The organism is Micromonospora echinofusca (genome assembly GCF_900091445.1).
GTDB lineage: Bacteria > Actinomycetota > Actinomycetes > Mycobacteriales > Micromonosporaceae > Micromonospora > Micromonospora echinofusca.
On record NZ_LT607733.1, the window covers coordinates 474,039 to 499,910 of the forward strand.

Annotated in this window: 27 protein-coding genes and 1 pseudogene; 15 read left to right on the forward strand and 13 right to left on the reverse strand. The window is 72.0% G+C overall.

What is annotated here, in order from left to right; translation table 11 throughout:
* Window positions 1–16: 16 nt before the first annotated feature.
* Window positions 17–517, reverse strand: coding sequence for a methylated-DNA--[protein]-cysteine S-methyltransferase (locus GA0070610_RS02270; RefSeq protein WP_088998485.1), 501 nt, complete (start codon window positions 515–517; stop codon window positions 17–19).
* Window positions 514–2,064 (reverse strand): DNA-3-methyladenine glycosylase 2 family protein, encoded by a 1,551-nt coding sequence (locus GA0070610_RS02275; protein WP_088998486.1) that lies wholly within the window; start codon window positions 2,062–2,064, stop codon window positions 514–516. The genes GA0070610_RS02270 and GA0070610_RS02275 overlap by 4 nt, the downstream gene beginning before the upstream one ends.
* Window positions 2,065–2,205: 141 nt before the next feature.
* Here GA0070610_RS02275 and GA0070610_RS31295 point away from each other — a divergent pair, with 141 nt between their 5' ends.
* A complete protein-coding gene (locus tag GA0070610_RS31295; protein ID WP_231925880.1) occupies window positions 2,206–2,688 on the forward strand; it encodes a hypothetical protein in 483 nt (160 codons plus the stop codon).
* A gap of 128 nt (window positions 2,689–2,816) precedes the next feature.
* On the opposite strand, the pseudogene GA0070610_RS02285 reads toward GA0070610_RS31295, so the two are convergent.
* Window positions 2,817–3,707, reverse strand: a pseudogene (locus tag GA0070610_RS02285) (EamA family transporter); the annotation flags it as partial.
* Between GA0070610_RS02285 and GA0070610_RS02290 the strand changes: the two are divergent.
* The 5 genes from GA0070610_RS02290 (at window position 3,679) to GA0070610_RS02310 (ending at window position 7,734) form a co-directional block, all read left to right on the forward strand.
* Window positions 3,679–4,182, forward strand: coding sequence for a MarR family winged helix-turn-helix transcriptional regulator (locus tag GA0070610_RS02290; protein WP_231925881.1), 504 nt, complete (start codon window positions 3,679–3,681; stop codon window positions 4,180–4,182). The pseudogene GA0070610_RS02285 and the gene GA0070610_RS02290 overlap by 29 nt on opposite strands.
* Window positions 4,183–4,306: 124 nt before the next feature.
* Window positions 4,307–5,041 (forward strand): Type 1 glutamine amidotransferase-like domain-containing protein, encoded by a 735-nt coding sequence (locus tag GA0070610_RS02295; RefSeq protein ID WP_088998488.1) that lies wholly within the window; start codon window positions 4,307–4,309, stop codon window positions 5,039–5,041.
* Window positions 5,042–5,188: 147 nt separating this feature from the next.
* A complete protein-coding gene (gene ychF / locus GA0070610_RS02300) occupies window positions 5,189–6,274 on the forward strand; it encodes a redox-regulated ATPase YchF (RefSeq protein WP_088998489.1) in 1,086 nt (361 codons plus the stop codon).
* 124 nt (window positions 6,275–6,398) lie between these two features.
* The gene (locus tag GA0070610_RS02305; RefSeq protein ID WP_157747020.1) at window positions 6,399–6,641 is read left to right on the forward strand and encodes a hypothetical protein; all 243 of its coding nucleotides are present in this window, start codon (window positions 6,399–6,401) and stop codon (window positions 6,639–6,641) included.
* A 637-nt stretch (window positions 6,642–7,278) separates the two neighbouring features.
* Entirely contained in the window at window positions 7,279–7,734 is a 456-nt protein-coding gene (locus GA0070610_RS02310) for an Rv0361 family membrane protein (RefSeq protein ID WP_088998491.1), read from the forward strand.
* Window positions 7,735–7,880: 146 nt separating this feature from the next.
* Here the strand turns inward: GA0070610_RS02310 and GA0070610_RS02315 are convergent, their stop codons facing one another.
* The 3 genes from GA0070610_RS02315 to GA0070610_RS02325 all read right to left on the reverse strand — a co-directional run bounded on the left by GA0070610_RS02315 (window position 7,881) and on the right by GA0070610_RS02325 (window position 9,380).
* Window positions 7,881–8,375, reverse strand: coding sequence for a GNAT family N-acetyltransferase (locus GA0070610_RS02315; RefSeq protein ID WP_088998492.1), 495 nt, complete (start codon window positions 8,373–8,375; stop codon window positions 7,881–7,883).
* Window positions 8,376–8,656: 281 nt separating this feature from the next.
* Window positions 8,657–8,992: a YnfA family protein gene (locus GA0070610_RS02320; RefSeq protein ID WP_088998493.1), complete on the reverse strand. Its 336-nt coding sequence runs from the start codon at window positions 8,990–8,992 to the stop codon at window positions 8,657–8,659.
* A gap of 22 nt (window positions 8,993–9,014) precedes the next feature.
* A complete protein-coding gene (locus tag GA0070610_RS02325; RefSeq protein WP_088998494.1) occupies window positions 9,015–9,380 on the reverse strand; it encodes a hypothetical protein in 366 nt (121 codons plus the stop codon).
* Between the two features lie 162 nt (window positions 9,381–9,542).
* Here GA0070610_RS02325 and GA0070610_RS02330 point away from each other — a divergent pair, with 162 nt between their 5' ends.
* The 6 genes from GA0070610_RS02330 (at window position 9,543) to GA0070610_RS02355 (ending at window position 17,364) form a co-directional block, all read left to right on the forward strand.
* Window positions 9,543–10,004 (forward strand): hypothetical protein, encoded by a 462-nt coding sequence (locus GA0070610_RS02330; protein ID WP_088998495.1) that lies wholly within the window; start codon window positions 9,543–9,545, stop codon window positions 10,002–10,004.
* On the forward strand, window positions 9,991–10,647 hold the full coding sequence (locus GA0070610_RS02335) for a DUF3995 domain-containing protein (RefSeq protein WP_088998496.1): 657 nt from the start codon (window positions 9,991–9,993) through the stop codon (window positions 10,645–10,647). Before GA0070610_RS02330 ends, GA0070610_RS02335 begins: the two co-directional genes overlap by 14 nt.
* A gap of 260 nt (window positions 10,648–10,907) precedes the next feature.
* On the forward strand, window positions 10,908–15,197 hold the full coding sequence (locus GA0070610_RS02340) for a DUF5005 domain-containing protein (protein ID WP_172896352.1): 4,290 nt from the start codon (window positions 10,908–10,910) through the stop codon (window positions 15,195–15,197).
* A 257-nt stretch (window positions 15,198–15,454) separates the two neighbouring features.
* Window positions 15,455–15,772 (forward strand): hypothetical protein, encoded by a 318-nt coding sequence (locus GA0070610_RS02345; RefSeq protein ID WP_088998498.1) that lies wholly within the window; start codon window positions 15,455–15,457, stop codon window positions 15,770–15,772.
* A gap of 22 nt (window positions 15,773–15,794) precedes the next feature.
* Window positions 15,795–16,130 (forward strand): YciI family protein, encoded by a 336-nt coding sequence (locus GA0070610_RS02350; RefSeq protein ID WP_088998499.1) that lies wholly within the window; start codon window positions 15,795–15,797, stop codon window positions 16,128–16,130.
* Window positions 16,123–17,364: an RNA polymerase sigma factor gene (locus GA0070610_RS02355; protein WP_088998500.1), complete on the forward strand. Its 1,242-nt coding sequence runs from the start codon at window positions 16,123–16,125 to the stop codon at window positions 17,362–17,364. The genes GA0070610_RS02350 and GA0070610_RS02355 overlap by 8 nt, the downstream gene beginning before the upstream one ends.
* A 173-nt stretch (window positions 17,365–17,537) precedes the next feature.
* Here the strand turns inward: GA0070610_RS02355 and GA0070610_RS02360 are convergent, their stop codons facing one another.
* From GA0070610_RS02360 to GA0070610_RS02370, 3 genes are all read right to left on the reverse strand, one after another.
* On the reverse strand, window positions 17,538–18,266 hold the full coding sequence (locus GA0070610_RS02360) for a class I SAM-dependent methyltransferase (protein WP_088998501.1): 729 nt from the start codon (window positions 18,264–18,266) through the stop codon (window positions 17,538–17,540).
* 247 nt (window positions 18,267–18,513) lie between these two features.
* Entirely contained in the window at window positions 18,514–18,876 is a 363-nt protein-coding gene (locus tag GA0070610_RS02365) for a PH domain-containing protein (protein ID WP_088998502.1), read from the reverse strand.
* A gap of 104 nt (window positions 18,877–18,980) precedes the next feature.
* Window positions 18,981–19,865: a LysR family transcriptional regulator gene (locus GA0070610_RS02370; protein ID WP_089003211.1), complete on the reverse strand. Its 885-nt coding sequence runs from the start codon at window positions 19,863–19,865 to the stop codon at window positions 18,981–18,983.
* Between the two features lie 86 nt (window positions 19,866–19,951).
* Here GA0070610_RS02370 and GA0070610_RS02375 point away from each other — a divergent pair, with 86 nt between their 5' ends.
* Window positions 19,952–20,314, forward strand: coding sequence for a DUF1801 domain-containing protein (locus tag GA0070610_RS02375; RefSeq protein WP_088998503.1), 363 nt, complete (start codon window positions 19,952–19,954; stop codon window positions 20,312–20,314).
* A gap of 5 nt (window positions 20,315–20,319) precedes the next feature.
* The gene (locus tag GA0070610_RS02380; RefSeq protein ID WP_231925882.1) at window positions 20,320–20,703 is read left to right on the forward strand and encodes a VOC family protein; all 384 of its coding nucleotides are present in this window, start codon (window positions 20,320–20,322) and stop codon (window positions 20,701–20,703) included.
* Window positions 20,704–20,749: 46 nt separating this feature from the next.
* Here GA0070610_RS02380 and GA0070610_RS02385 read toward each other — a convergent pair whose 3' ends face one another.
* The gene (locus tag GA0070610_RS02385) at window positions 20,750–21,055 is read right to left on the reverse strand and encodes a 4a-hydroxytetrahydrobiopterin dehydratase (RefSeq protein WP_088998505.1); all 306 of its coding nucleotides are present in this window, start codon (window positions 21,053–21,055) and stop codon (window positions 20,750–20,752) included.
* 183 nt (window positions 21,056–21,238) lie between these two features.
* Between GA0070610_RS02385 and GA0070610_RS02390 the strand changes: the two genes are divergently transcribed.
* Window positions 21,239–21,676: a (deoxy)nucleoside triphosphate pyrophosphohydrolase gene (locus GA0070610_RS02390; protein ID WP_088998506.1), complete on the forward strand. Its 438-nt coding sequence runs from the start codon at window positions 21,239–21,241 to the stop codon at window positions 21,674–21,676.
* Window positions 21,677–21,753: 77 nt separating this feature from the next.
* Here GA0070610_RS02390 and GA0070610_RS02395 read toward each other — a convergent pair whose 3' ends face one another.
* Genes GA0070610_RS02395 through GA0070610_RS02405 form a run of 3 tightly spaced genes read right to left on the reverse strand, consistent with a single transcriptional unit; the run spans window position 21,754 to window position 25,603 of the window.
* Window positions 21,754–22,851 (reverse strand): succinate dehydrogenase/fumarate reductase iron-sulfur subunit, encoded by a 1,098-nt coding sequence (locus GA0070610_RS02395; protein WP_088998507.1) that lies wholly within the window; start codon window positions 22,849–22,851, stop codon window positions 21,754–21,756.
* A gap of 4 nt (window positions 22,852–22,855) precedes the next feature.
* Window positions 22,856–24,784 (reverse strand): fumarate reductase/succinate dehydrogenase flavoprotein subunit, encoded by a 1,929-nt coding sequence (locus GA0070610_RS02400; protein ID WP_088998508.1) that lies wholly within the window; start codon window positions 24,782–24,784, stop codon window positions 22,856–22,858.
* Window positions 24,785–24,796: 12 nt separating this feature from the next.
* Window positions 24,797–25,603: a hypothetical protein gene (locus GA0070610_RS02405; RefSeq protein ID WP_088998509.1), complete on the reverse strand. Its 807-nt coding sequence runs from the start codon at window positions 25,601–25,603 to the stop codon at window positions 24,797–24,799.
* Window positions 25,604–25,872 lie beyond the last annotated feature (269 nt).

Below are 25,872 nucleotides of genomic sequence, written 5' to 3' on the forward strand. Positions count from 1 at the left end.
AGGTGTCGGCTTCCCGTCATGGTCGCTCGTGCCCGAGAAGCCACTTCTTCACGTCCAGCCCCCAGCGGTAGCCGCCGAGGGTCCCGTCGGTGCGCAGCACCCGGTGGCAGGGCACGAAGAGGGCGGCGGCGTTGCGGGCGCAGGCCGCCGCGGCGGCGCGTACGGCGGCGGGCCGGCCGGCCAGCCCGGCGAAACCGGTGTAGGTCACCGGGTCACCCGGCTTCACCTCGCGCAGCACCTGCCAGGCGTGCGCCATGAACGCGCCCCCCGTGTGCTGCCGTACCGGCACGGCGTCGATCGCGGCCAGGTCGCCGTCCAGGTAGGACGCCACGGCGGCGCTGACCGGGCCGAGGTCGCCCCGGTGCCGCAGCGGCGCCCGCAGGGTCGGGTGCACGAGGGGGAGCAGGCTCTCCGGGTCGCCGGTGAAGCCCGCCGCCCGGACCGCGCCGTCCGGGCCGGCCACGATGCTGAGCGGTCCGGCGGGGGTGGCGATGATGGTGCTGTCGTTCATGCTCATGCTGCTCTCCAGAGTCGGATCACCGCGTAGGAGCGCCAGGGGCGCCAGCGGTCGGCGTACGTGTCGAGGGTCCGGGGGTCGGCGGGGACGCCGAGGGCGGCGGCGCCCCGGCGTACGGCGAGGTCGGTGGGGAGCAGGACGTCCGGGTCGCCGAGGGCGCGCATCGCCACGTAGCCCGCCGTCCAGGGCCCGATCCCGGGCAGCGCCAGCAGCCGCCGTACGGTCTCCTCGCGGTCGCCGCCCGGCGCCAGGTCCAGCGACCCGTCGGCGACGGCCCCCGCCAGCGCCCGGAGTGTCTCCCGCCGCCCCGCCGGCATCCCGAACACCTCGTCCGGCACCCCGAGCACCTCCTCGGCGGTGGGAAACCCCCGCAACCGGCCCGCCCGCTCGGCCCCCTCCGCACTTCCCGCGCCCTCGGCTGGTGGATCGAGAGGTTCGGGCTCCCGAGAGCGGTCACCTGGTGCCCGAACCTCCTGCTCGACGCCGCCGGGGCCGGGGGCGGGGGCGGGCGGGCGGAGGTGGGTCAGGAGGCGGGTGAGGGTGGTGCGGGCCGAGCGGACGGAGACCTGCTGGCCGACGACCGCGCGCACGGCCATCTCGAAGCCGTCGACCGAGCGGGGGAGCCGGATCCCGGGCTCAGCGGCGACCGCCCCGGCCAGCGCCGGGTCGGCGGCGAGGGTGCCGTCGACGGCGGTCGGGTCGGCGTCGAGGTCGAGCAGGCGGCGGCAGCGGGCCACGGCGGGGGCGAGGTCGCGCATGTCGGTCAGCCGTAGCGTCGCGCTCACGTGCCCGTCCGCCGGGGTCAGGGCCGCCTCGCCCGGGCCGTGCGGCAGCCGCAGGCCGCGCCGGTACGTCCCGTCGCGCACCTCCTCGACGCCGGGCAGCGCGCGCAGCGCGAGGAAGTCCAGCAGCGCCCGGGCGTGCAACGGCGGGCGGTACGCGAGCCGCAGCGTGATCGTGCCCGCCCCGCCCGGCGCCACCGACCGCCCGCACGCGGTGCGCAGTTCGGACGGGGCCCTGCCGTACACCTCCCGGACCGTGTCGTTGAACTGCCGGACGCTGCCGAACCCGGCGGCGAACGCGATCTCCGCCATGCCGAGCCCGGTGGTCTCGATCAGGGTGCGCGCGGTCTGCGCGCGTTGCGCCCGGGCCAGGGCCAGGGGACCGGCGCCCATCTCGGCCCGCAGCATGCGGTGCAGGTGCCGCTCGGTGTACCCGAGCCGGGCGGCCAGCCCCGGGATGCCGTCGCGGTCCACCACCCCGTCGGCGATCAGCCGCATGGCCCGGCCGACCACGTCGGCCCGTACGTCCCACTGGGGCGAGCCCGGGGCGGCGTCCGGCCGGCAGCGTCGGCAGGCGCGCAGCCCTGCCGTCTGGGCGGCGGCCGCCGACGGGAAGAACCGGACGTTCTGCCGCTTCGGCGTCGTCGCCGGGCAGGACGGCCGGCAGTAGATCCCGGTCGACGTGACGCCCGTGTAGAACCAGCCGTCGAACCGCTGGTCGCGGCTGTCGACCGCCCGGTAGCACCGCTCGAAGTCCAACTCCACGTCACCGATGATGCCCCTGCTCGGCGCCCACGGCTCGCGGGAATCGGACGTGGCCGTGCGGGCGCGAACCCGACTTCCGGCGCCGAAAGTGTCGGTTGTGGCCGGTACCGTCCGGCCACCAACTCAAGAAGGGGTGCGGCGATGGCGAGCGTGGCGGGTCGGGAGGCGGCGTCGGCACGGGACGGGCACCCACCGCTGGACGGCGTGGTGGTGCAGCGCTTCTACGAGCGGATGCGCGCGGTCGCCCCGGCCGCCGTCGGCGCGATCGAACGGGACCGGGCCGGCGATCCGGGTCGGGCCTTCGGCGACACCGCCTGCGGTCGGCTCGTGCGTTCGCTCGACACCGACGGCGTGCGCGCCCTGGGGATGTGGGTGCACCACTGGTGCATGCGGTTCTACGACGACGACACCCGGGTGGCGCTGCGCCTGGTCCGCGAGATCGCCGGCCGCCCCGGGCTGGGCTGGACGGCCGATGAGGTGCGCTGGATGCTCCGCGAGTCCTACGCCGCCGGTCCCGCCGCCGAGGCCCGCTTCACCCTGCCGCTGGCCGCCGCCGGGGAGCTGGCCCCCGGCGCCCTGCGCATCGAGGCCGTGGTTCCCCGCCAGGCGGGCCCCCGCGACTGACCCGCCGGCCCGGGCCCCCGCGACCGACCCGCCGGCCCGGGCGGGCGTGCCGGCAGTTGCCCGGCCACGGTGGCGCCGACCGCCACGGCGAAGCCGACGAGCTGCCACCCGGTCAGCGCCTGCCCGAGCACGGCCCAGCCGAGCGCGGCGGCCGTCAGCGGGCTGAGCGCGCCGAGCAGCGAGACCTGGGTGACCGGCAGCCGGGCCGCGCCCCGGAACCACAGCGCGTACGCCAACGCCGTCCCGGCCAGCGTCAGCCACGCGTAGCCGGCCAGCGCCGGCGGGTCGGGCACGGGCGGCGTCCCCTCGACGAGCAGGGCCGCCGGCACCACCATCAGCCCACCGGCGGTGAGCTGCCAGCCGGTGGCGGTGAGCGTGCCGACGCCCGGCGGGCGGCCCCAGCGGCGGGTCAGCACCAGACCGGCGCCCATCGCGGCGGTGGCGGTCAGCCCGGCGGCGACGCCGGCCGGTTCGAGGCCCGCGTCGGGGCGCAGCACGACCAGGGTGACCCCGGCCAGCGCGGCGAGCGCGGCGGCCAGCGCCCGGGGGCGGGGCCGCTCGTGCAGCGCGAGCACCGTCAGCCCCGCCACCAGCAGCGGCTGGGTGGCGCCGAGCACGGCGGCGGTGCCCCCGGGCAGGTGGTAGGCGGCGAAGAAGAGCAGCGGGAAGAACGCCCCGATGTTCAGCGCGCCGAGCGCGGCCGAGCGCCACCACCAGGCGCCGCGCGGGCGGTGCCGGGTCAGCGCCAGCAGCAGCAGGCCGGCGGGGAGGGCCCGGATCGCGCCGGACCAGAGCGGCCGGTCCGGCGGCAGCAGCTCGCTGGTGACCAGGTAGGTGGTGCCCCAGGCGGCCGGCGCGGCGGCGGTGAGCAGGACGTCGGGCCAGCGTCGGTCCACGGTTCCTCCCTGAATGCTTGACGTCAAGTATCTTGCCACTAAGCTACTTTGTGGCGAGACAAGAGGGGAGTGCGAGGTGCGGCACAATCCGGGAGTGACCGAGCGGGACGACGTCGACGGCATCGTCGAGCAGTGGCAGCGGGAACGGCCCGGGATGCGCCCCGAGCCGATGGCGGTCTTCGGCCGGATCTACCGGCTGGCCCGGCTCGTCGGCGACGAGCAGGAGCGCACCTACGCCCGCTGGTCGATCAGCCGGGGCGAGTTCGACGTGCTCGCCGCCCTGCGCCGCGCCGGCGCCCCCTACACGCTGGCGCCGAAGGCGCTCACCGCCTCGCTGATGCTCACCTCCGGCGGGATGACCGGCCGGCTCGACCGGCTGGAGCGCGCCGGGCTGGTCCGCCGCTCACCCGACCCGGCCGACCGGCGCGGACTCCAGGTCACGCTCACCCCCGCCGGCCTCGACCTCGTGGAGGAGGCCGCCGAGGCGGGGCTGGCCGTCCAGCGCCGGCTGCTCGACGCGCTGCCCGCAGAGGACCAGCGGCGCCTCGCCGACCTCCTGCGTACGCTGCTGGGCGCGGTCACCGGCGGCGGACGCTGAGCGGCGGCGCGGACCCTGGCGGCGACGGGCGGCAGCCCCGGGCGGGCCTGCGTGGCGGGCGCTGAGTGACGGGGGACCGGCCTCGGGCAGGATGGGCACCGTCGACCCCGACGGAAGGACGACCGTGCCCGCCAGCGAACCGACCATCCTCGCCACCAGCATGGGCATCTACGCGCCGCGCCACGAGGGCGGGCCCCGGCGGGTCAACCCCGTCTTCGACCTCGCCGCCGAACTGGCCGGGGCCGGGCCGGAGCCCAGGATCTGCTTCCTCAACCAGGCCGAGGGGGACCAGCCGACCACGCTCGCCCGGGTCTACGAGGCGTTCGCCGGCAGCCGGTTCCGGATGATGCACCTGGCGCTGTTCCCGATGCCCAACGTCGACGACGTCCGCGCCCACCTGCTCGCCCAGGACGTGATCTGGGTCGGCGGCGGCAGCGTCGCCAACCTCTGCGCGGTCTGGCAGGTGCACGGCCTCGGCCAGATCCTGCGCGAGTGCTGGGAATCCGGCGTGGTGCTCGGCGGCGTCTCCGCCGGCTCGATCTGCTGGCACACCGGCGGGGCCACCGACAGCTTCGGCACCACCCTGCGCGGCTTCACCGGCGGGCTGGGCTGGCTGCCCTACGGCAACGGCGTGCACTACGACAGCGAGGAGCAGCGCCGCCCGCTGATGCACCGGCTGGTCGCCGACGGCACGCTGCCGACCGCCCACTGCACCGACGACGGCACCGGCCTGCTCTACCGGGGCACCCGGCTGGTCGAGGCGGTCGCGGACCGCGAGGGCGTCTCGGCGTACGAGGTCAGCCGCGCCGAGGACGGCACGGCGCGGGAGACCCCGATCGCCCCCCGCCTGCTCGCCTGAGCCGCCCGGGCCACCTGAACCCCTGGCCGATCTTGGTACGGGAGCGCCCCTCGGGGGGCCGTTTCGTACCAAGATTCGGTGGGCGTGGATCCGGCGCACCGGCCTGCCTGACCGGGAGCGTGGGGCACCGGCGTAAGCTGGCTCGTCGTGAGTCTCACCATCGGCATCGTCGGCCTGCCCAACGTCGGCAAGAGCACCCTGTTCAACGCGCTGACCAAGAACGACGTGCTCGCGGCGAACTACCCGTTCGCCACCATCGAGCCCAACGTCGGCGTCGTCGGGCTGCCGGACGAGCGGCTGCACACGCTCGCCGAGATCTTCAGTTCGCAGAAGGTGCTGCCCGCCCCGGTGTCGTTCGTCGACATCGCCGGCCTGGTGCGCGGCGCCTCCAAGGGGCAGGGCCGGGGCAACGCGTTCCTGGCGAACATCCGTGACGCGTCGGCGATCTGCCAGGTCGTACGGGCCTTCTCCGACCCGAACGTGGTGCACGTCGACGGCAAGGTCTCCCCGGCCGACGACATCGAGACGATCAACACCGAGCTGATCCTCGCCGACCTCCAGACCCTGGAGAAGGCGCTGCCCCGGCTGGAGAAGGAGGCCAAGCTCCGCAAGGACCGGGCCGCCGCCGTCGCCGCCGCCAAGCAGGCCGTCGAACTGCTCGACACCGGCGTCACCCTCTACGCGGGCGCCAAGGACGCGGGCATCGAGCTGGAGCACCTGCGCGAGTTGCACCTGCTCACCACCAAGCCGTTCCTGTACGTCTTCAACGTCGACGAGGCCGAGCTGGGCAACGCCGAGTTCCTCGACGAGCTGCGCGCCCTGGTCGCCCCGGCCGAGGCGGTCTTCATGGACGCCAAGATCGAGTCCGAGCTGGTGGACCTGCCCGAGGAGGAGGCCCGCGAGCTGCTGGAGTCGATCGGCCAGCCCGAGCCGGGCCTGGACCAGCTCGTCCGGGTCGGGTTCCGCACGCTCGGGCTCCAGACGTACCTCACCGCCGGCCCCAAGGAGGCGCGCGCCTGGACCATCCCGGTCGGCGCGACCGCCCCGGAGGCCGCGGGGGTCATCCACTCCGACTTCCAGCGCGGCTTCATCAAGGCCGAGGTGGTCTCCTTCGACGACCTGGTCGCGGCCAAGTCCATGGCGGCGGCAAAGGCAGCCGGCAAGGTCCGGATCGAGGGCAAGGAGTACGTCATGCAGGACGGCGACGTCGTGGAGTTCCGCTTCAACGTCTGAAATTCCCTGTTCGCCCTGGCCGGGGTGTTGTTTCCTGGCCCTGGGGCATTTCGGGGGCACAGCCCCACACCTGATCGACGGCGCGACGGGTGAGGTGGGTCTGATGCCGTGGCAACATGCGGCGGTGACGTTCGATGATGACCGGTACCTGGATGCCTTTGTCGACTACAGCAGAGGGCGTCACTTCGTTCGGCTCGACGTCGAAGTGCCGGCGGAGACCCTGACGGGAGGGTTGGCCGGCCCCGATGACCACGTGCCACATGGCTCGTTGTGGTTGTCGGCGGACCGGGCGGACGCGTTGGCTGAGGCGTTGCTCAGTTGCGCGGCAGAGGTGAGGAAACAAGGCGGTCTGCACGCTCGTGAGTGACCAAGCCGAGGTCGGCCCCCGTCAGCCCGTTGGCTTCCACCAGGCCGCGAGCAGCCCTACGACGGCGATGAGGAAGAGACAGGTAAATCCCGTACAGAGCAGCAGGCCGAAGCCGGCCAAGGTTCCGAATTCCACCGGCCGACTGTAGGTGGACGAGCCTCGATCAATGCCCGCGGGAGACGGCCCGGCGGTCTGGGGCACAGTGGGCCCGAGTACCGCAGCATCATCGGCTCAACCGACTCTCCTGCGTCGAGCGCCCCGGCAAGCGGAGCCAACCTCTCGGCCGGTTGACGCCAGCTGAGCTGGACGCCGCCGCCCGCTGCGGTGTTCACGTCCACCAGGACCCCGACGCACGGGTCTTCGCTCTCCGCCACCCCGTTCCAGGCGCTGCCGACCGGTAGGCCGACAGCGTGAAGCTCGCCGACGACAGCGTCGCGAAGAGACCGCCAGCTCGCGACGTTCGAGGGGCTGGCACTGCCCTGCAGAGGCTTCTGCGCACCTTCGTCGGCGGTCACGGCGACACCCTAGCCCGATGTGACACGGGGATCCTGACACCGATCTGCCACGGTCGCAGGTTTTGAGCCCCGGACTGATCCACGGCGCGAGGGTTTGCTCGCATCCCCTACCCTCACGAGCCATGACCCACCCGTACCAGGTGCCCCAGCCGCCGAAGCGGCGCACGCTGCGCACCGTGTTGATCGTCGTCAGTGTGGTCGTCGTGCTGTGCTGCGGTGGTGCCGGCGTCGGCGGCTTCTTCTTGTACAAGGGGGTCAAGGGCGCGACGGACCCGGCGCGGCAGGCCGCCGAGTCGTTCGTGAGCCACCTGGAGGCGGGCGAGCCGGACGCGGCGTACGAGCTGTTGTGCGGCGACACGCGCGGCGGGTACACGAGGGAGGCGTTCGCACAGGGCGTCGCCAAGCAGCCGAAGATCCGCGGTCACAAGGTCGACGGCGTCAACGTGTCGAGCGTCAACGGCCGCACGTCGGCGACGGTGAACATGGCCCTGACGCTGGACAGCGGCTTCACCGACCGGCACACGTTCATGCTGGTGAAGGAGGACGGGGCCTGGAAGGTGTGCGGCCAGCCGTACTGAGCGCGCGCACGGTCGTACGTTCTGGGACCGGTAGGTGTGGATGTCGTCCTCGTGCTGCACGCCGAGCTTCAGGCGCATGGCGGGACGTCACCTCCGCGCGGGCAGCCGGCGGGTGCCGTCGATCGCCCGCGACCGACGCCGGACCGCTAGCTGACGAGGCTCTTGGTCAGGATGTGCTCCCGGCGCACGCCGTCGGGCATGAGGCCACCCAGCTCACCCGTGTCCTGGAAGCCATGCCGCTGGTAGAGCGCCCAGGCGTTCCTGTTGCCCGCCACCACGGCCAGCCGCAGCGCTTCCGAGCCCACCTGCCGCGCCCACTGCTCGATCGCCCGCACGAGGTGGTCGCCCACGCCCCGGCCACGTCCCACCGGCGCCACGTACATCGAGATCAGCTCGACGATGCCGTCCTGTTCGGTCGGCACCCCACTGGCCATCCCGACGGGCTGCCCGTCGAGAGTCACCAGGATGTTGCGAGAGCCGGGGATGGCCAGCCGACCGCGCCAGCGTTCCTCGCGGTCGCCGTCGCCCTGCCAGTCCGCCAACTGGGAGCCGAATGCGTACGCCGCCTCCGCCAGCGCGGCGAGCCGCAGTTCCCGCCACATCCTCCAATCGTCCTCGCTGAGGACACGCGTCTCGATCATGCGATGGAGGCTGCCGCAGGCATGGGAAGCACGCAACCCGGTATCCGGTGACTACCAGAACCTGCCGACCGCCGAGGATGGTTGACGGCCCGTACAGGTCCTCGCGTTCCCCCGTCTCGATCCTGCCGTGCTCGTCGTTGACGGCGTTGAGGGCGGTGACCACCCGCTCCACCGCGGCGAAGACCTCCTCGTCGGACGGCGAGGAGCGAGCGTACGTCCGCTTCGTAGGCGTCGAGAACGATCGCGCAGCGTAGTGGCGGAGTCCGACACCGTCGCGTGGTTCAGCCGCTGCGTGGGGCGTACATGATGACGGCGACCCCGACCAGGCAGATGGCCGCGCCGACGAGGTCGTAGCGGTCGGGGCGGAACTTGTCGACGACCATGCCCCACGCCAGGGAGCCGGCGACGAAGACGCCGCCGTAGGCGGCCAGGATGCGGCCGAAGTTCGGATCGGGCTGGAAGGTGGCGACGAAGCCGTAGAGGCCGAGGGCGACGACCCCGGCGGCCACCCACAGCAGCCCCCGGTTCTCGCGCCAGCCCTGCCAGACGAGCCAGGCCCCGCCGATCTCGGCGAGCGCGGCGAGCAGGAACAGCAGGATGGAGCGGGCCACCGTCATGGGGTCGAAGGTAGCGGGAGCATCACCTGGTCAGCGGGCGGGCGGCCGCTGCCCTCGCTTGTGCGGCGAGGCCGTCGAGCACGTCGGCGTGTGCCGCGGGCACCCGGACGTCCAGCGTAAGCGCGTCCGGGCCGGAGCGGGAGAGGTCGAACGTGAAGAACGAGCAGCACGTGGCCTCGCGCGCCGTCAGGTCCCGTGCCGCCTCCTCCGCCTGCCCCGACCCGGCAAGCCGCAACCGCAGGTGCCGCGCCGAGAGCCGCGTGACGTCGCGTACCGCCTCGCGGAAGAACCGGTCGAACTCGGCGAGTCGCAGCGGTCGTGCGGCCGTCGGCAGCGTGCAGGCGTCCGGCACCCAGGCTGCATCCGTCGCGGAATCGTGGTCGTCCATGTCCCGACGGTAGCCCGCTGGGCGGGCACCGGAGGCGAGCCGTCGACGGGCGCAGGCCCCGTGCGTGCCCGGCCCGGACGCACCGGGCTCCCGTCCACGGGGGAGGCGGTCCCCTCGCGCTCGGGAATCGGCGCGAGGTCCGCCGGGCCTAGCGTCGGGACCATGGATGCTTCTCCTGGTGCGCGGCGATGGCCGGCCTACGCGGTGGCGGTGCTCTTCCTCGCGTACGCCGTGGGCAAGGCCGCCTTCGCGCTCGACTCCCGGCTCGGTTTCCCGGGCGGCCCGGTCGTTCCGGCCGCCGAGCACGAACGGTACGCCCGCGACGTGATGGGCGTGGCGACGGCGCAGTGGTCGGCGGCCGTGTCGGGGGTGGTGGGGGCCTGCCTCGCCCTCGCCACGGTCACGGCGCCGGGGCGCCGGGTGCCGAGGCCCCTGATGCTGCTGGCGCTGGCCGGCATGCTGTTGGCCGTCGGGGCCGGCGCCACGATCATGATCGTGGACGGGTTCGTGGGCATCGGCGTGGGCTGGCAGTGGTACCACGGCCTTCTCGGGCTCGTCGTGATCGGGCTGCTCGTGGCGATGGTCCGGTCCTACGTGGTGGCGACGAGACGTGCCGCGCACTGACCGGGCCCGGGTGGGCGCGTACGGCGCGGCGGCGTGCGCCTCGGCCTACGGGTCGATGAAGCTCGCGCAGGCGCTGGGGGCCAACGCGCTGGCCGACAAGGATCCGCTCCCGCCGGAGCTGCGCGAACGGCTCCTCGCCCGTGATCCGCTGTTCGTGGCGAGCCACTGGGTGCTGGCCGCCGCCGCGGTCGTCGGCGTCGTGGTCGCGCTGGCCACCCTGCGCCCCTGGCCGGCGGCCCTGCCACGCCGGCTGCTGTCGACGGTCGCCTGGACGCTCGGCGTACTCATGATCGCCCGGGCGATCGGGGCGCTGGGGCACGGCCTCGTCGGTGACGCGCTGCTGCTGACGGGCCTGCGGCCGCCGCCGGCCACCCACGCCGCCCTGGCCCGCGACCTGGCCCGGTGGGACCTGCTGCTGTGGTCGCCGTTCTTCCTGCTCTGGGGGGCGTGCTGGGCGACGGCGGCATGGCGGCTGGGCAGGCGGCACCGCGCCGCCGGTGGACCTGAGGCCACTGGCCGTCTGGACCCGGCCCGCCCGAGCGCCGTCCGACCGGGCGACCCGCACCCGCCTACGAGCACGGCACCGCATCGGGGAGCAGCTCCGCCGCCAGGGTCCGCGCCCGGTCGTAGCTGGGCGGCGTGACGCCGCGACCTTGTTCCTTCCGCCACGGCGCGCACGGGGGCAGCCGAGTAAGGCCGCCGCTGATACTGTCCCGCCTCAGCGGTGATCATCGATCCGCTGCTTACCTCCCCCTCTCCTGCTCTCCTCCAAGAGGTCGCTTGATGCGCACATCTTCCAGACCGACCAAGTCGCTGCGGCGGCTCGCCGGCGGGCTGCCCGTGGCTCTCGCAATCACCCTCGCTCTTGCTCCCACGCCCGCGGCTGCGGTACCGGCCGGGGGAATGTCGGCGACGGCGCTCAACACGATGTTCCAGACGTACGGCGATCAGGGCGGGCACTGGACGGGAGGTGACAACACCGCCTCCGTGGCCCTACCCGACGGGCGGGTCGCGTGGCTCTTCTCGGACACGTACCTGGGCACGGTCAACGCGGACGGCACCCGTCCGGCCGGCACGCCGATGGTGAACAACACCCTCGTCGTGCAGGAGAACACGAGCCTGGTGTCCACCCGCCACGGTGGCTCAGCGTCGGCACCGTCCGCCCTGGTCGTCCCAACCCAGGCCGACCAGTACTTCTGGGCGGCGGACGGCGTCGTCGAGGGCGGTGCCCTCAAGGTGCTCTACAACCGCATGCAGCGCGGTGGGAGCGACGACAATCTCGACTTCATCCTCAAGGGAACCTCACTGGTGACCTTCGCCCTGCCGGGACTCACAGTCTCATCCGTCGTGGATCTGCCCGTCGGTGACTCGGTCGGCTGGGGCTCGGCGATTTTGGAGGACGGCGGATACACCTACATCTACGGCACGTCGTCCGGTGATGGCGGCATGCGCTTCGGACACGTCGCCCGCGCACCCGCAGGAGGCTTCGGCGGCGCATGGCAGTACTGGACGGGCAGCGCCTGGTCGAGCACGGAATCCTCGGCCGCACGGCTGCTCAGCGGCGTCGGCACGACCTATGGCGTCTTCCGGTCGGGAGACAAGTACGTCCTGCTCACGCAGGACAACAACCAGGTCTTCAACCCGCAGTTCGTGACCTACACCGCCGACTCGCCGACTGGTCCGTTCACCGGGCCGACGCCCCTGTTCGACGCGCCCGAGGCCGTACCGGGCACTCCGAAGATCGTCTACGACGCCCGTGTCCATCCCGAGCTCACCACCAGCGGCAAGCTGCTGTTCTCCTACAACGTCAACAGCCTCGACAACGCCGACAACCTCAGCGACGCCCGGCTGTACCGTCCCCGGTTCATCGAGCTCGCCTGGCCTCGGCCGGTCCCCGACCCGGCGGCGCTCCCCGGAGTACCGCAGGCGGTCACCGCGACCCCGGACGACAAGGGCGACGTCACACTCGCGTGGCAGGCGGTCGCCGGCGCCACCGGCTACCGGTTGCACCGGCGTGACGTGACAACCGGCCAGACGCACTTCAGCCGGGAGAGTGCGGTCGCCACAGGGACGTCCGCGAAGATCGGCTTCCTGTACTCCGGGCACACCTACGAATTCCGGGTCAGTGCCGTCAACACGGCAGGCGAGGGCACGCCGTCGACCACGGTGACCGCGGTGCCCCGGATCGCCCCGCCGCCGGCCCCGGCATCCGTCACGGCGGTCGCCGACGATGCCGGCAGCATCACCGTCTCGTGGGATCAGGTGCCTGACGCCTGGGGCTACGACCTGCTCGAGCGTGATCTCACCGCAGGTGACAGTGAGTTCAACCTCGCCCTCCGACCCGGCAGCACCGACACCCAGGTCCGGCGGGAGAACCTCGAGCACGGTCACCTGTACGAGTTCGCCCTGGTCACCAGGAACGGTGGTGGCGAGTCACCCCGGTCGGCGATCGCCACGGCGACCGCACAGTACGCGCTCCCGCCCGCGCCGACCGGCCTGACCGCCACCCCCCGCAGCGACGGCAGCGTTGCCCTGGCGTGGACGGCGCCGGCCCCTCTGCTGTGGTACATGGTCTATCAGCGGGACGTGACGGCCGGCGAGGCGGCCTTCACGCAGTTGCCCCTCCCCGTCGAGGGCACCGCGATAACCGCCGATTTTCTGCACCACGGGCACACCTACGAGTGGAAGGTCAGCGCCACCAACCGGGGAGGCGAGGGGCCGGCCAGCGGCGTGGTACAGGGCACGTCGACGATGGCGCCGCCGGCTGCCCCGACGAACCTCCGGGCAACCGTGGGAGATGGGAAGGTCACCCTCGTTTGGGACGCGCCGAGCGACAACGTCTTCTACCACATCTACCAACGCAACGTCACGACCGGGGAGGGGGAGTTCACCGAACTCCCCCTGCCGATCACCGAGTGCTGCACCATGACGCCGGAGTTCCTCACCAACAACGAGACCTACGAGTTCAAGGTGGCCGCGAGCAACCAGGGGGGCACGGGCGCGGCGTCCACCGCCATCCAGGTCACCCCGCGGGCGCCGACGCCGGCCAAGGTGACCGGCCTGACGGCGACGCCACAGTCCAACGGCTCGATCCGGCTGCAGTGGACCGGGCCGACGGGCAACTACTGGTACGACGTCTACCGGCGTGACGTCACCGCCGGCGGCAGCTTCACCAAACTTCCGCTGCCGGTGACGACCTGCTGCGCCATGACGGACTCGTTGCTGGTGCACCGCCACGTGTACGCCTACAAGGTCGTCGCCAACAACGGCACCGACGGCCCGGCGAGCGACATCGTCCAGGCGACCAGCAACTACTCGCCGCCGCCGGCCCCGCAGAACCTGCGCGCGAGGGCGGCTGGTGACGGCAGCGTGGATCTGGACTGGGATCCGGTCGGTCCCAACATCGACTATTGGATCTACCAGCGTGACGTGACCGCGGGTCAGACGTCCTTTCAGAAGCTGCCGCTCCCGCTGACCGACAGCGCGTTCAGCGCCGGCCTCCTGGCCAATGGCCACCAATACGAGTTCAAGGTGAGCGCGTCCAACCAGGGCGGGGAAGGAGCCACGTCGGCCGCGGTACGCGTCACCGCCCTGGGTGGGCTTCCCGCCCGTCCCGCCAACCTGAGCGCGGACGTGGGCAACGCCACGGTGCGCCTGACCTGGACGGCGAGCGCCACCTCCGGCGTCTCGTACGACGTCTACCAGCGGGACGTGACGGCCGGGCAGTCCTGGCAGAAGCTGCCCTACCCGGTGACGACCTGCTGCGCGTTCAGCGGCTCGCTGCTCACCAACGGGCACACCTACGAGTGGAGAGTGGTCGCCACCAACGTCCACGGTTCCAGCGCCGCCTCGAACGTGGTTAGTGGCCGCCCGATGCCGCCACTGCCGGGCAGCCCCTCGAACCTGGTTCGGACGGTGGGTGACGGAACGGTCCGGCTGACCTGGACGGCCAGCCCGAGCCCGAACGTCTCGTACGACGTCTACCAGCGGGACGTGACGGCCGGACAGTCCTGGCGCAAGCTGCCGTACGCGGTGGGCTGTTGCTCGTTCAACGGTGGCCTACTCACGAATGGGCACACGTACGAGTGGAAGGTGAGCGCGACGAACATGACCGGTTCGAGCGGATTCTCGAACACCGTCAGTGGGCGTCCGATGCCACCCCTGCCGTCGGCCCCCTCCGGTCTCACCGCTACTCCGAAGAGCAACGGCGTCACCCTTAAGTGGACGGCCAGCACGCCGTCGAACGTCTCCTACTCGATCTACCAGCGGGACGTGACGACGGGGCAGTCGTGGCAGAAGTTGCCGCTCGGCGTGAGTTGCTGCACCTTCAACGGGGCCCTGCTGATCAACGGGCACACGTACGAGTGGAAGGTCCTGGCGTCGAACATCACGGGTTCGAGCGGGTTCTCGAACACGGTGAGCGCCCGCCCGATGCCCCCGATGCCGAAGGCGCCCGGCGGGCTGTTGGCCTGGGGTGGCGTCAACCGGGTCACGTTCACCTGGGGGGATGGCGGGAACTCGAAGCTCGACACGTTTTACCAGGTCTATTACCGAAACCTCAGCGATGGGCAGACCAGTTGGTCGAAGTACCGGAGCCCGATCGCCGAAACCAAAGTAATCATTTACGATTTCCTGCGCGAACTGAAAGCCTACGAGTTCAAGGTCTCGGCGGTGAACATTTCCGGTGAGGTGTCGTCGAGTTCCACGGTGGAGGCCATCCCCTATCGGGTGGTGCCGTACAACAGTGGCGTCCGGCGGCGAGGGAATCAGGATAACGGCAGCAACGACTGGGCCGGCATATTCGCGCTGGCCCACAGCACTTCATGCCAGGGGGACTGGTTCCAGACCATCTGCTTCGGCATGACGCCGATCATGTACGCCGGCCAGACCAATCCGGTGACGGTGGGTGACTTCTTCTTCTACGCAAGAGGCGGCCCGCAGCGGCTGGAAGAGGAGTTGGTGTGTGAGGTCCGGCAGCGGTTGATCCTGCGGCGGATGTACGGGGCGGCGACCGCGAACAACGAGGGCCCGGACCTCCTCTGGCACGAGCAGATCCACTCCGTTCAATGGTCGGAGTACAGCGATTGGGGGGCCTTCCTGTGGGATTACCGCAACGATCACATGCGTTTCGAGAAGGAGGCAAACCTCTACTGGGGCGGCTACAAGGTCAAGTACGGCGCATCGAGGTGCTGACCGGGCGGCGGCCCTGACCGAGCCCGGCGAGTGCGGCCGACGTGACAGGCGATGTCACGTCGGCCGCGTGCGTCCCGCGCGACCCGGCTGCCGCCCGTCGCCCTCGCCCGACGCGGCGAGTGGAACACCACGTGCGTCAAACACGAACGTTGACAGCCATGCTGTTCCACTCGCGGGCGTGGCGGGACATGCCGCTGGTGTCGACTGCGGGTCAGCCGGCCGTGCGTCATGTGCCCGTCAGTCCGAGGTCACTGCCGATGAGAGCCGCCCGGGATCGTTTCGTCATCCACCTGCCGGTGGTCACGAGAGACCTGCTCTCCGCCGTACGCCTGGCTCGGGTGGTGGCGCGGCGGGCGAGCGTGCTCGCGCAGACCGACCCCGGCGAGACCACGGTCTCCGTCGGGGACGCGCAGCACCTGCGGCACCGGGTCTTCTGTGACACGCTGCTGGCCGAGGGCCGGCGCTGCCTGCTGCGGGCCGGCCACGAGGGCCGCTGCACCCGCCGTCCGGCGAGATTCTGGGATCGCCGGACGCGGGTTGTCCGGAACCGGGCCGCCCGTTCGTCACCCTGGTGACAACCCGACACCGAGGAGCGGCATGAAGTACCTGATGTTCGTCTGCACCGACAGCGAGCCGGACACCGACCGGGCCGACTGGCCGGACGTCGAGGCGTGGGTCGAGGAGAACGACGCCCGGGGCCGGCGGCTGACGGGCGACGCCCTCGCGGGCACGACGGCTGCCACCACGGTCCGCGTCCGCAACGGGGAGCTGCTGGTCACCGACGGTCCGTTCGCCGAGACCAAGGAGGTGATCATGGGTTTCGACCTGCTGGAGTGCGCCGACCTGGACGAGGCGATCGAGGTGGCGCGCGCCCACCCGATGGCCCGCGAGGGGCGGCTCGAACTGCGTCCGGTCGTCAGTCTGGATGGCTGACGGCCCCGCCGACCCGCTCGCGGTGGCGGCAGCCGTCGCCACCGCGAGCACCGGGTCGTACGCCCGGATCGTCGCCACGCTGATCCGGGTGACCGGCGACTGGACCCTGGCCGAGGACTGCGCCCAGGAGGCGTCGGCGCTCGCGCTGACCCGGTGGCCGGCCGAAGGCGTGCCCGCCAACCCGGGCGGCTGGCTGATGACGGTGGCCCGCAACCGGGCGATCGACGTGCTCCGGCGGGCCTCGGTCGAGCGGCGCAAGCTGCGTGAGCTGGCCGTGCTCACGCTGACCGAAGCGGAACCCGGGGCGGGAACGGGGGCGGGGGAGATCGTGGACGACCGGTTGCGGCTCGTCTTCACCTGCTGCCACCCGGCCCTGTCGCCGGAGGCGCGGGTCGCCCTGACGCTGCGTACGGTCTGCGGGGTGTCGACCGCCGATATCGCGCGGGCCTTCCTGATCACCGAGTCGACCATGACCCGCCGGCTCACCCGGGCCAAGGCGAAGATCGCCGCCGCCGGCATCCCGTACCGGGTGCCGACCGGCCCGGCGCTCGCCGAGCGGCTCCCGGGCGTCCTCGCCGTGCTGTACCTGCTCTTCACCCAGGGCTACGACGCCGACGGCGAGCCCGCCTTCGCCGACGAGGCGATCCGGCTGGCCCGGCTGCTCGACCGGCTGATGCCGGGCCAGTCCGAGGTGGCCGCCCTGCTGGCGCTCTTCCTGCTCCAGCACTCACGGCGCGACGCCCGCCGCGACCCCGACGGCAACCTGCTCACCCTCGACCGGCAGGACCGCGCCCGTTGGGACCACGACGCGATCGCCGAGGGCGTCGGCGTGCTCGCACGGGTCGCGGCGGACGGCCCGTACGCCCTCCAGGCGCGGATCGCCGCGTGCCACGCCACCGCCGCGTCCGCCGAGGCCACCGACTGGGTGGCGATCGCCGAGGCGTATGACCGGCTCGCCCGGCGGCAGCCGTCGCCGGTGGTGGAGCTGAACCGTGCCGTCGCCCACGGCTACGCCCACGGGCCGGCGGCGGGGCTGGCGCTGCTGGCCGCCGCCCGGGCCGGCGGGGCGCTGGACGGCTATCCGCTCGCCGTCGCCGCCGAGGCGGAACTGACCGCCCGGCAGGGCGATCGTCACCGGGCCGCCGAGCTGTTCCGCCGGGCGGCCGAGGCGCACTCCGGCGCCGCCCGGCGGGCCCTCCTGGAACGCGCGGCGACCCTGCTGCCCGGCCTCTGACCCGACACCGACCAGGGGGACCGGGCACCGACCAGGGAGACCGGGCACCGGCCCGGCGGAGCCTGGCCCCTGACCCGGTGGCGAGACCGGCGGGTCGGGCCGCCCCGGGGAGGGAGCGGCCGTCGCGGTCGGACCGGTCGCTCCCTCCCCGTGCGGTGCTGCTCCCGGTGTGCCTACCCCTTGCGGTACACCGAGACGTGCGAGGCGCTGTCCGTCCCGAAGGGCGACCGGTGCCAGTCGGCGTACCGCTCGGCGAGCCGGAGACCGGCCCGCTCCGCCAGCTCGTCGACCTGCTCCGGCCACAGGTAGCGCATCGCGAAGGGACGCAGGTGGACGCCGTCCCGGTCGAACGTGATGGTCTGCCGGACGAACGTCTGCGCCGCCCGGTCGTACTGGTGCACACGGATGGTGGCCGAGTCCTCGGTCACCGCCCGCATCTGGACCTGCTCGTCCCGGTCGAAGTCGGCCGGGTCCGGCACGAACGTCTCGATGACGAATGCGCCGCCCGGCGCGAGCACCCGGGCGACGTTGCGGAAGCAGTCCGCCTGCCGCTCGGCGTCGACCAGGTTGAACAGGGTGTTGAACACCAGGTACGCCAGCCGGTACGGGCCGGTGACCGGCACGTCGGCCATGTCGCCGATGACGACCGGGATGTCGCCGCCGGGCTTGGCGCGCAGCTTCGCCACCATCTCCGGTGACGCCTCGACGCCCTCGACGGCGACGCCCCGCTCGGCGAGCGGCAGCGCGACCCGGCCGGTGCCGATGGCGAGCTCCAGGACCGGGCCGCCGCCGGCCAGGTCGGCGAGGAAGTCGACGGCCGGAGCCGGGTCCGGGTTGCCGGGACCGTCGTAGGTGTCGGCCCACAGTCGGCCGAAGAGGCCGGGATCGTCGAAGACCGACATCATCGGCCTCCCGGGGTGACGCGGTCAGTGGCGCCCTGCGGCGCGGGAGTGCGGGTGTTCACGAAGCCTCGATTCCGGTTGGTCGGGGGTTCCTGCCTGGGCGGACCTCGACGCGTCGGACATCGTCGTCTCCCTTCACTCGGTCTGACCCCACCCAACCGGCCCCGCAGCGCGCCGGCAACCGCTTTACCCGCCACCCGTGGACGCCGTCGCCCCGCCTCCGGCGCGAGGTGCCCCGCCGACCGGTTCAGCTGATGTGGTGCAGGATCACGTTGTGCACGTGGTGGCTCTTGTCGGCGCCCCGGAACTCCACCTCGTAGGTGTGCGTACCGACGTGGATCGCGATGGCGCCGGTGGAGAAGAACGAGCCACCCCACGACTTGTTGCTGACCACGCTGACGCTGGTGATCTTCGAGTACGGGATGCTGGTGATGGCGTACCGCTTGCCGACGAAGGAGCGGTCCTGGATGATGACGCGCCGGTCGGTCAGGCCGATGAAGCCGGTGCCGGTGCCGACGGCGTCGTAGACGGCGATGATCTGTTCTCCGTGGAGCAGGCCGCTCTGGATCTGCTGGAACTGCTCCTTGCGGTCGTACGTCGCGTTCGCCATGCCCCCACGGTAGGTCGGGTCCGCCAGCCGAAGATCACTGCCGCCTGGCGAGGACGAGGAACTCGCCGTCCCCCCGGCCCACCGGCTCCCCGCCCCAGCATCCGTCAGGCCGCGTTCGCGTCGGTCGCGGCCCGGACGAACTCGTGGACCCGGGCCGTGGCGTTGCTCTCCCGCCAGATGAGGCCCCGCCGGATCGGTGGCGCGTCGCGGATCGGCACGTACGCCACGTCGGGGCGCGGGTAGTAGCGGCGGGTGTGCTCGCCGACCGGCAGCACCCCCCGTCCCATCGCGACCAGCGTCAGCATCTCCGAGAACGTGTTGCCGGCCGGCCCCTTCGGCACCGGGCGGCCCGACGGTGTGTGCTCGGGGGTGCGGTCGCGCTTGAACTCCGCCGAGGTCACGGCCGGGTACTGCACCACCGGGTGGTCGCCGAGCGTCTCCAGGCGGACGGACTCCTCCCGGGCGAGCGGGTGTCCGGCGGCCACCGCGAGCAACCGCCGCTCCTCCAGCAGCGCCGGCCCGCAGGCCATCCCGTCGAAGGGGTACGCGGCCATCAGGACGTCGACGGAGCCGTCGAGCAGGCTCTGCCGGGAGTTGAAGAGCTGCACCTCCCGTACCTCGACCTGGCACTCGGGGTGACGCTGCGAGAAGAGGGCGACGGCCTTGAGTAGCGTCGGCGCGGTCCACTCGCCGAGGAAGGCGACCCGCAGCCGGCCGGTCACGCCCCGTCCGGCCTCGACGGCCCGGCGTACCGCGTCGTCGATGCCGGCCACCAGCGGCGCCAGGTCGGTGGCGAGCTGCCGGCCGATCGGGGTGAGCTGTACGACGCGGCTGGTGCGGGCGAACAGCGGGGCGCCGACGCGGCGTTCCAGCTTCTTCACCACGTGGCTGATCCGCCCGGTGGTCACCCGCAGCCGCGCCGCCGTCCGGCCGAAGTGCAGCTCCTCGGCGAGGGTCAGGAAGGTCTCCAGCTCGTGTCGTTCCAGCACGTCCCGCCCCATCGTTGAATCCGGCTCAACGATGGTAGTGCGATCGCGTCTTGGTCGGCCCCGCCCGCCGGCGGATCGTGAGGGGCATGGAAACCACGACAGTCACCGACTACCTGGCCGCCCTCGACGCCCCGCTGCGAGAGGTCGGCGAGAAGCTCCGCCCCGTCATCGAGGCGGCCCTGCCGGGCGCGACGGGCGCGATGTGGCACGGACACCCGGTCTGGGGTCTCGGCGACCGCCCGGGCCGGCACCCCGTCTGCCTGGTGAAGGCGTACGCCGCGTACGTCACCTTCGGGCTGTGGCGCGGCGCCGACGTCACCGACCCCTCGGGGCGGCTCGTCCCCGGCGCCCGGCGGATGGCCGCCGTGAAGCTGCGGACGCTCGCCGACGTCGACCCCGCCCTGTTCACCGACTGGCTGCGCCAGGCCCACGCCCTGGAGGCGAGGTGAGCGCGGTGCGGGTCACGGGTTTCGACCACCTCGTGCTCAACGTGACCGACGTCGAGCGCGCGTTGGACTTCTACTGCGGGCAGCTCGGCCTGGCGCCGGTGCGGGTCGACCGGTGGCGGGCCGGCGCGGTCCCGTTCCCCTCCGTACGGGTCGACGCGGGGACCATCATCGACCTCGTGCGCCGCGACCGGCACGGAACCAACGTCGACCACTTCTGCCTGGTGGTGGAGCCGCTGGACTGGGCGCAGGTGGTCGCCTCGGGCGCCTTCGCGGTGATCGAGGGCCCGGTGGGCCGGTTCGGGGCCCGCGGCGACGCCACCTCGGTCTACGTACGGGACCCGGACGGCAACGTCGTCGAGCTGCGCTGTTACCCGGGGGACGACGCCTGAACGACCGGCGTCGGGGCCGGCCGTCGGCGCGGCTGTCCGACGCGGGTCAGGGCTGGGTGACCGCCCGGTAGGCGTCCTCGATGCGGGCGGCCAGGAGGACCTCGCCCTCGGTCAGCGGCGCGTCGCCGTGCCCGACCCGGATCTGGGTCTGGCCGGCCCGGCGGCTGATCTCCGGCCGCTGGTGCAGTGCGTCCGCGACCACCTTCACGCGCTCGGTGAGCGCCGCGTGCTGGGTGTCGTCGAGGGTCAGGGTGCGTCGGATCTGCTCACCCTCGCGGATCCAGCCGGTGAGGAGGGTGAGAGCGTCGCTGAGGTAGTCGTGCTTGGATCGACTGCTGAACAGCGCGCGCATCACCGCACCTCCCAGGCGCCGTTGCCGGCTTGTGGCCAAATCGTCGCCGTCCCGTGTCTTGTCGGTGCCTTCTAGTCTGTCCTCGCATGCTGGGTGTGTCCACGCCCACACTTCCGGGTTCTCCTGCCCTGACGGTCGGCTACGGTACCCAAACCGCCTATTGATCTGGCACGCTGGACGCCCGTGCGGACCGAACGGGCTAATGGCGGCGGGCAGGCCGAGCGACGGGACCTCAGGGTGATCGTCGGGGCGGCGATCATCAGGGACGGCCGGGTGCTCGCCTGCGCCCGCTCCGCCCCGCCCGAGGTGGCGGGCATGTGGGAGTTCCCCGGCGGCAAGGTCGAGCCCGGCGAGAGCGAGACCGCCGCGCTCGCCCGCGAGTGCGCCGAGGAGTTGGCCGTCCGCGTGGAGATCGGCGACCGCGTGGGCCGCAACGTCCGGATGGCCCACGGCCGTTCGGTGCTCAAGGTGTACGCGGCCCGCCTGCTGCACGGCGACCAGCCCAAGGCCCTGGAGCACTCGGCGCTGCGCTGGCTTTCCGCCGACGAGCTGGACAGCGTCACCTGGCTGCCCGCCGACGCGCCCATCGTCGCCGCCCTCAGGCCGATGCTGTCAACCTGAGCGGAAGCGGACAGCCGGGTCGAACGGGGACGGGGGCCGGCGGCACAAGCCGCGGCCCCCGTCTTCACCAGACACACTCAGTGCTTGTCCTGCTCCGGGTGGGCGAAGTTCAGGTGCTCCGGAGGCAGCGGGAAGGTCACGTCGTCCCCGAACGGCGACGGCGCCGCCGCCCGGTCGAAGGTGAGCTCCGTCAGCGGCAGCTTGCCGTGGTCGTCGACGGCCGGCGCGGTCGGCCTCGGCACCTCGCGGTCCCAGTTGACGCCGCGCTGCGCCTGCACCTCGGCCCCCGGGTCGTGGGAGCCGCCCGCGTGCGAGTGCACGCCCCCGTGCGCCGCGCTGCCGCGCACCGCACCGCTGACGTGCCCGCTGGTCACGCTGGTCTGAGGCACCTGACCCCTCCGGAAGATCTTGCTACCAAGCCACACAAGGGGATCGTACCTGCGGTCGACGACCCGCTCCTTCATGGGGATGATCCCGTTGTCCGTGATCTTGATGTGCTCGGGGCAGACTTCGGTGCAACACTTCGTGATGTTGCAGAATCCGAGGCCCTGCTCGGCCTGCGCGTATTCCTTGCGGTCGCTCTTCGCGTCCAGCGGGTGCATGTCCAGCTCGGCGGCCCGGATGAAGTACCGCGGCCCGGAGAACGCCTGCTTGTTCTCCTCGTGGTCCCGGATCACGTGGCAGACGTTCTGGCACAGGAAGCACTCGATGCACTTGCGGAACTCCTGCGAGCGTTCCACGTCGACCTGCTGCATCCGGTAGTCGCCGGGCGCCACGTCGGCCGGCGGCGCGAACGCCGGCGTCTCCCGGGCCTTCTCGTAGTTGAACGAGACGTCGGTGACCAGGTCCCGGATCACCGGGAAGGTACGCAGCGGGGTGACCGTGACCGTCTCGTCCTCCGTGAAGGTGGACATCCGGGTCATGCAGCTCAGCCGCGGCTTACCGTTGATCTCCATCGAGCAGGAGCCGCACTTGCCGGCCTTGCAGTTCCAGCGGCAGGCCAGGTCGGGGGCGTCGGTCGCCTGGAGCCGGTGGATGACGTCGAGGACGACCTCGCCCTCGTTGACCTCGACCATGTAGTCCTGGAGCTCGCCGCCGTCCTCGTCGCCGCGCCAGATGCGGAACTGGCGCTTGGCGCCCGGCTTGCCCGGCCCCGGGGAGTTCTGGTTACCCATTGCGTCAGCGCTCCTTCTCGGTCTCGACGTCGGCGACGTGGGCGTCGAACTCGGCGAGTTCCTCGTCCGTGAGGTACTTGGCCAACTCCGCGCGGTCGAAGAGGCCGATCAGCTCGGGGCGCATCCTCGGCAGCGGCTTGCGCTCCAGCCGCACCGTGTCGCCGTCGAGGGAGCAGACCAGGTTGACCCGGCGCCACGCCGGGTCCATCGCCGGGTGGTCCTCCCGGGTGTGGCCGCCGCGCGACTCCCGCCGCTCCAGCGCCGCCTTCGCGGTGCACTCCGAGACGACCAGCATGTTGCGCAGGTCGAGGGCCAGGTGCCAGCCCGGGTTGTAGCGCCGGCCGCCGCTCGCGCTGACCTTCGCCACCCGCTCCCGCAGCTCCGCCAGCCTGATCAGCGCGTCCTCCAGCTCGCTCTCCCGGCGGATGATGCCGACGAGATCCCCCATCACCGCCTGGAGGTCCTGCTGGAGGGTGTACGGGCTCTCGCCGGTGTCCCGCTGCAACGGCGCCAGGGCCGTCTCCACCGCGGCCTCCACGGCGGCGACGCCCACCTTCGGGCGCGCGGGGAGGGTGTCGGCGTACGAGGCGGCGTGACCGCCCGCGCGCTTGCCGAACACCAGCAGGTCGGACAGGGAGTTGCCGCCGAGCCGGTTGGAGCCGTGCATGCCGCCGGACACCTCGCCCGCGGCGAAGAGCCCCCGCACGTGGCCGAACGCGGCCCCGCTGTCCGGGTCGACCTCGACGCCGCCCATCACGTAGTGACAGGTGGGCCCGACCTCCATCGGCTCCTTGGTGATGTCGACGTCGGCCAGCTCCTTGAACTGGTGGTACATCGACGGCAGGCGGCGGCGGATCTCCTCCGCCGGCTTGCGGGAGGCGATGTCCAGGTAGACGCCGCCGGCCGGCGTGCCCCGCCCGGCCTTCACCTCGCTGTTGATCGCCCGGGCCACCTCGTCGCGCGGCAGCAGCTCCGGCGGACGCCGGTTGTTGTCCGGGTCGGTGTACCAGCGGTCCGCCTCCTCCTCGGTCTCCGCGTACTGCTTGCGGAAGACGTCGGGGACGTAGTCGAACATGAACCGCTTGCCGTCGGAGTTCTTGAGCACGCCGCCGTCGCCGCGTACCGACTCGGTGACGAGGATGCCCTTCACCGACGGCGGCCAGACCATGCCGGTCGGGTGGAACTGGAGGAACTCCATGTTGATCAGCGTCGCGCCGGCGCGCAGGGCGAGCGCGTGCCCGTCGCCCGTGTACTCCCAGGAGTTCGAGGTGACCTTGTAGGAGCGGCCGACGCCGCCGGTCGCCAGCACCACGGCGGGAGCCTCGAACAGGACGAACTCGCCGGACTCCCGGTAGTAGCCGAACGCGCCCGCGACCCGGTCGCCGTCGAGCAGCAGCTCGGTGATCGTGGTCTCGGCGAAGACCTTGATCCGGGCGTCGTACGAGCCGTGGTCGCGCTTGTCCTCCTGCTGCAGCGACACGATCTTCTGCTGGAGGGTGCGGATCAGCTCCAGGCCGGTCCGGTCGCCGACGTGCGCGAGGCGGGGGTACTCGTGGCCACCGAAGTTGCGCTGCGAGATCTTCCCGTCCTTGGTGCGGTCGAAGAGCGCACCGTACGTCTCCAGCTCCCAGATCCGCTGCGGCGACTCCTTCGCGTGCAGCTCGGCCATCCGGAAGTTGTTGAGGAACTTGCCGCCGCGCATCGTGTCGCGGAAGTGCACCTGCCAGTTGTCCCGGCTGTTCACGTTCCCCATCGCGGCGGCGGCGCCGCCCTCGGCCATCACCGTGTGCGCCTTGCCGAAGAGCGACTTGGAGATGATCGCGGTCTTCTTGCCGGCGAGGCGGGCCTCGATCGCTGCGCGCAGGCCGGCACCGCCGGCCCCGATCACGACGACGTCGTAGTGGTGTCGTTCGATTCGCGTTGTGTTCGTCATGTCAGGGGCCCTCTAGTTGATGAACCGCAGGTCGTTGAACCAGCCGGCCGCGACCGCCATGACGTAGAAGTCCGTCAGGGCCAGCGTGCCGAGGGTGATCCAGGCGAGCTGCATGTGCCGGACGTTCAGGACGGAGATGAAGGTCCAGGCCCGGTAGCGCACCGGGTGCTTGGAGAAGTGCTTCAGCCGCCCGCCGATGATGTGCCGGCACGAGTGGCAGGAGATCGTGTACGCCCACAGCATCACCACGTTGCCGAGCAGGATGATGTTGCCCAGCCCGAACCCGAAGCCCTCGGGGGAGCGGAAGGCCAGGATCGCGTCCCAGGTGTTGATCAGCGAGATGATCGCGGCGGCGTAGAAGAAGTAGCGGTGCAGGTTCTGGCCCAGCAGCGGGAAGCGGGTCTCGCCGCTGTAGGACTTGTGCCCGTCGGGGACCGCGCAGGCGGGCGGCGACAGCCAGAACGACCGGTAGTAGGCCTTGCGGTAGTAGTAGCAGGTGAGCCGGAACAGCAGCAGGAACGGCAGCGTCAGCGCGGCGTCCGGGATGATCCACCAGTCGGGCAGGAACCGTCCGAAGTGTGCGGCCTCCGGCAGGCACCGGTCGGTCACGCAGGGGGAGTAGAACGGGGTGAGGTAGTGGTAGTCCTCGACCCAGTACCACTTGTGCATGAAGACCCGGACCGTCGCGTACGCCACCCACGCGCCGAGCCCGATCACGGTGATCAGCGGGGCGAGCCACCAGCGGTCGGTACGCAACGTCTTCGCCGCGATGGCGGCGCGCGCCCGCGCTCCCCGCGGCCTCGTTGCCGTTGATGTCATTAGAGTCGTCTCCCTGACAGGACCCTCACGGGCGGATCAAGTTCCGGTCGGCACGCGGACCGGCGAACCCGCACCCGCCTGCCACGTCATGCGCACACCAACGACCGCGCCGGCGATACGGCGCAGCTAAGTGACACACGTTACGCCGATCTTCGCGAGCCGTCCGCGCAAGGCAGTGTCCCGTGTGTCCCGGCCGGTGGAAAGCCCCGCACGATGATCGATGTCCGGATGTTAAGAACTTCACCCGACGCCTGTCCGGCGTACCGGAG

Excerpts from the sequence above, each read along its gene's own strand:
- GA0070610_RS02315 (WP_088998492.1), bottom strand. The coding sequence starts at position 8,375 with ATGATCGAGACGCGTGTCCTCAGCGAGGACGATTGGAGGATGTGGCGG.
- GA0070610_RS02385 (WP_088998505.1), bottom strand. The coding sequence starts at position 21,055 with ATGCGCGCGCTGTTCAGCAGTCGATCCAAGCACGACTACCTCAGCGAC.
- GA0070610_RS02270 (WP_088998485.1), bottom strand. The coding sequence starts at position 517 with ATGAGCATGAACGACAGCACCATCATCGCCACCCCCGCCGGACCGCTC.
- GA0070610_RS02340 (WP_172896352.1), top strand. The coding sequence starts at position 10,908 with ATGTCGGCGACGGCGCTCAACACGATGTTCCAGACGTACGGCGATCAG.
- GA0070610_RS02355 (WP_088998500.1), top strand. The coding sequence starts at position 16,123 with ATGGCTGACGGCCCCGCCGACCCGCTCGCGGTGGCGGCAGCCGTCGCC.
- GA0070610_RS02405 (WP_088998509.1), bottom strand. The coding sequence starts at position 25,603 with ATGACATCAACGGCAACGAGGCCGCGGGGAGCGCGGGCGCGCGCCGCC.
- GA0070610_RS02375 (WP_088998503.1), top strand. The coding sequence starts at position 19,952 with ATGGAAACCACGACAGTCACCGACTACCTGGCCGCCCTCGACGCCCCG.
- GA0070610_RS02350 (WP_088998499.1), top strand. The coding sequence starts at position 15,795 with ATGAAGTACCTGATGTTCGTCTGCACCGACAGCGAGCCGGACACCGAC.
- GA0070610_RS31295 (WP_231925880.1), top strand. The coding sequence starts at position 2,206 with ATGGCGAGCGTGGCGGGTCGGGAGGCGGCGTCGGCACGGGACGGGCAC.
- GA0070610_RS02345 (WP_088998498.1), top strand. The coding sequence starts at position 15,455 with ATGAGAGCCGCCCGGGATCGTTTCGTCATCCACCTGCCGGTGGTCACG.
- GA0070610_RS02310 (WP_088998491.1), top strand. The coding sequence starts at position 7,279 with ATGACCCACCCGTACCAGGTGCCCCAGCCGCCGAAGCGGCGCACGCTG.
- GA0070610_RS02325 (WP_088998494.1), bottom strand. The coding sequence starts at position 9,380 with ATGGACGACCACGATTCCGCGACGGATGCAGCCTGGGTGCCGGACGCC.
- GA0070610_RS02320 (WP_088998493.1), bottom strand. The coding sequence starts at position 8,992 with ATGACGGTGGCCCGCTCCATCCTGCTGTTCCTGCTCGCCGCGCTCGCC.
- GA0070610_RS02365 (WP_088998502.1), bottom strand. The coding sequence starts at position 18,876 with ATGGCGAACGCGACGTACGACCGCAAGGAGCAGTTCCAGCAGATCCAG.
- GA0070610_RS02360 (WP_088998501.1), bottom strand. The coding sequence starts at position 18,266 with ATGTCGGTCTTCGACGATCCCGGCCTCTTCGGCCGACTGTGGGCCGAC.
- GA0070610_RS02395 (WP_088998507.1), bottom strand. The coding sequence starts at position 22,851 with ATGGGTAACCAGAACTCCCCGGGGCCGGGCAAGCCGGGCGCCAAGCGC.
- GA0070610_RS02330 (WP_088998495.1), top strand. The coding sequence starts at position 9,543 with ATGGATGCTTCTCCTGGTGCGCGGCGATGGCCGGCCTACGCGGTGGCG.
- GA0070610_RS02400 (WP_088998508.1), bottom strand. The coding sequence starts at position 24,784 with ATGACGAACACAACGCGAATCGAACGACACCACTACGACGTCGTCGTG.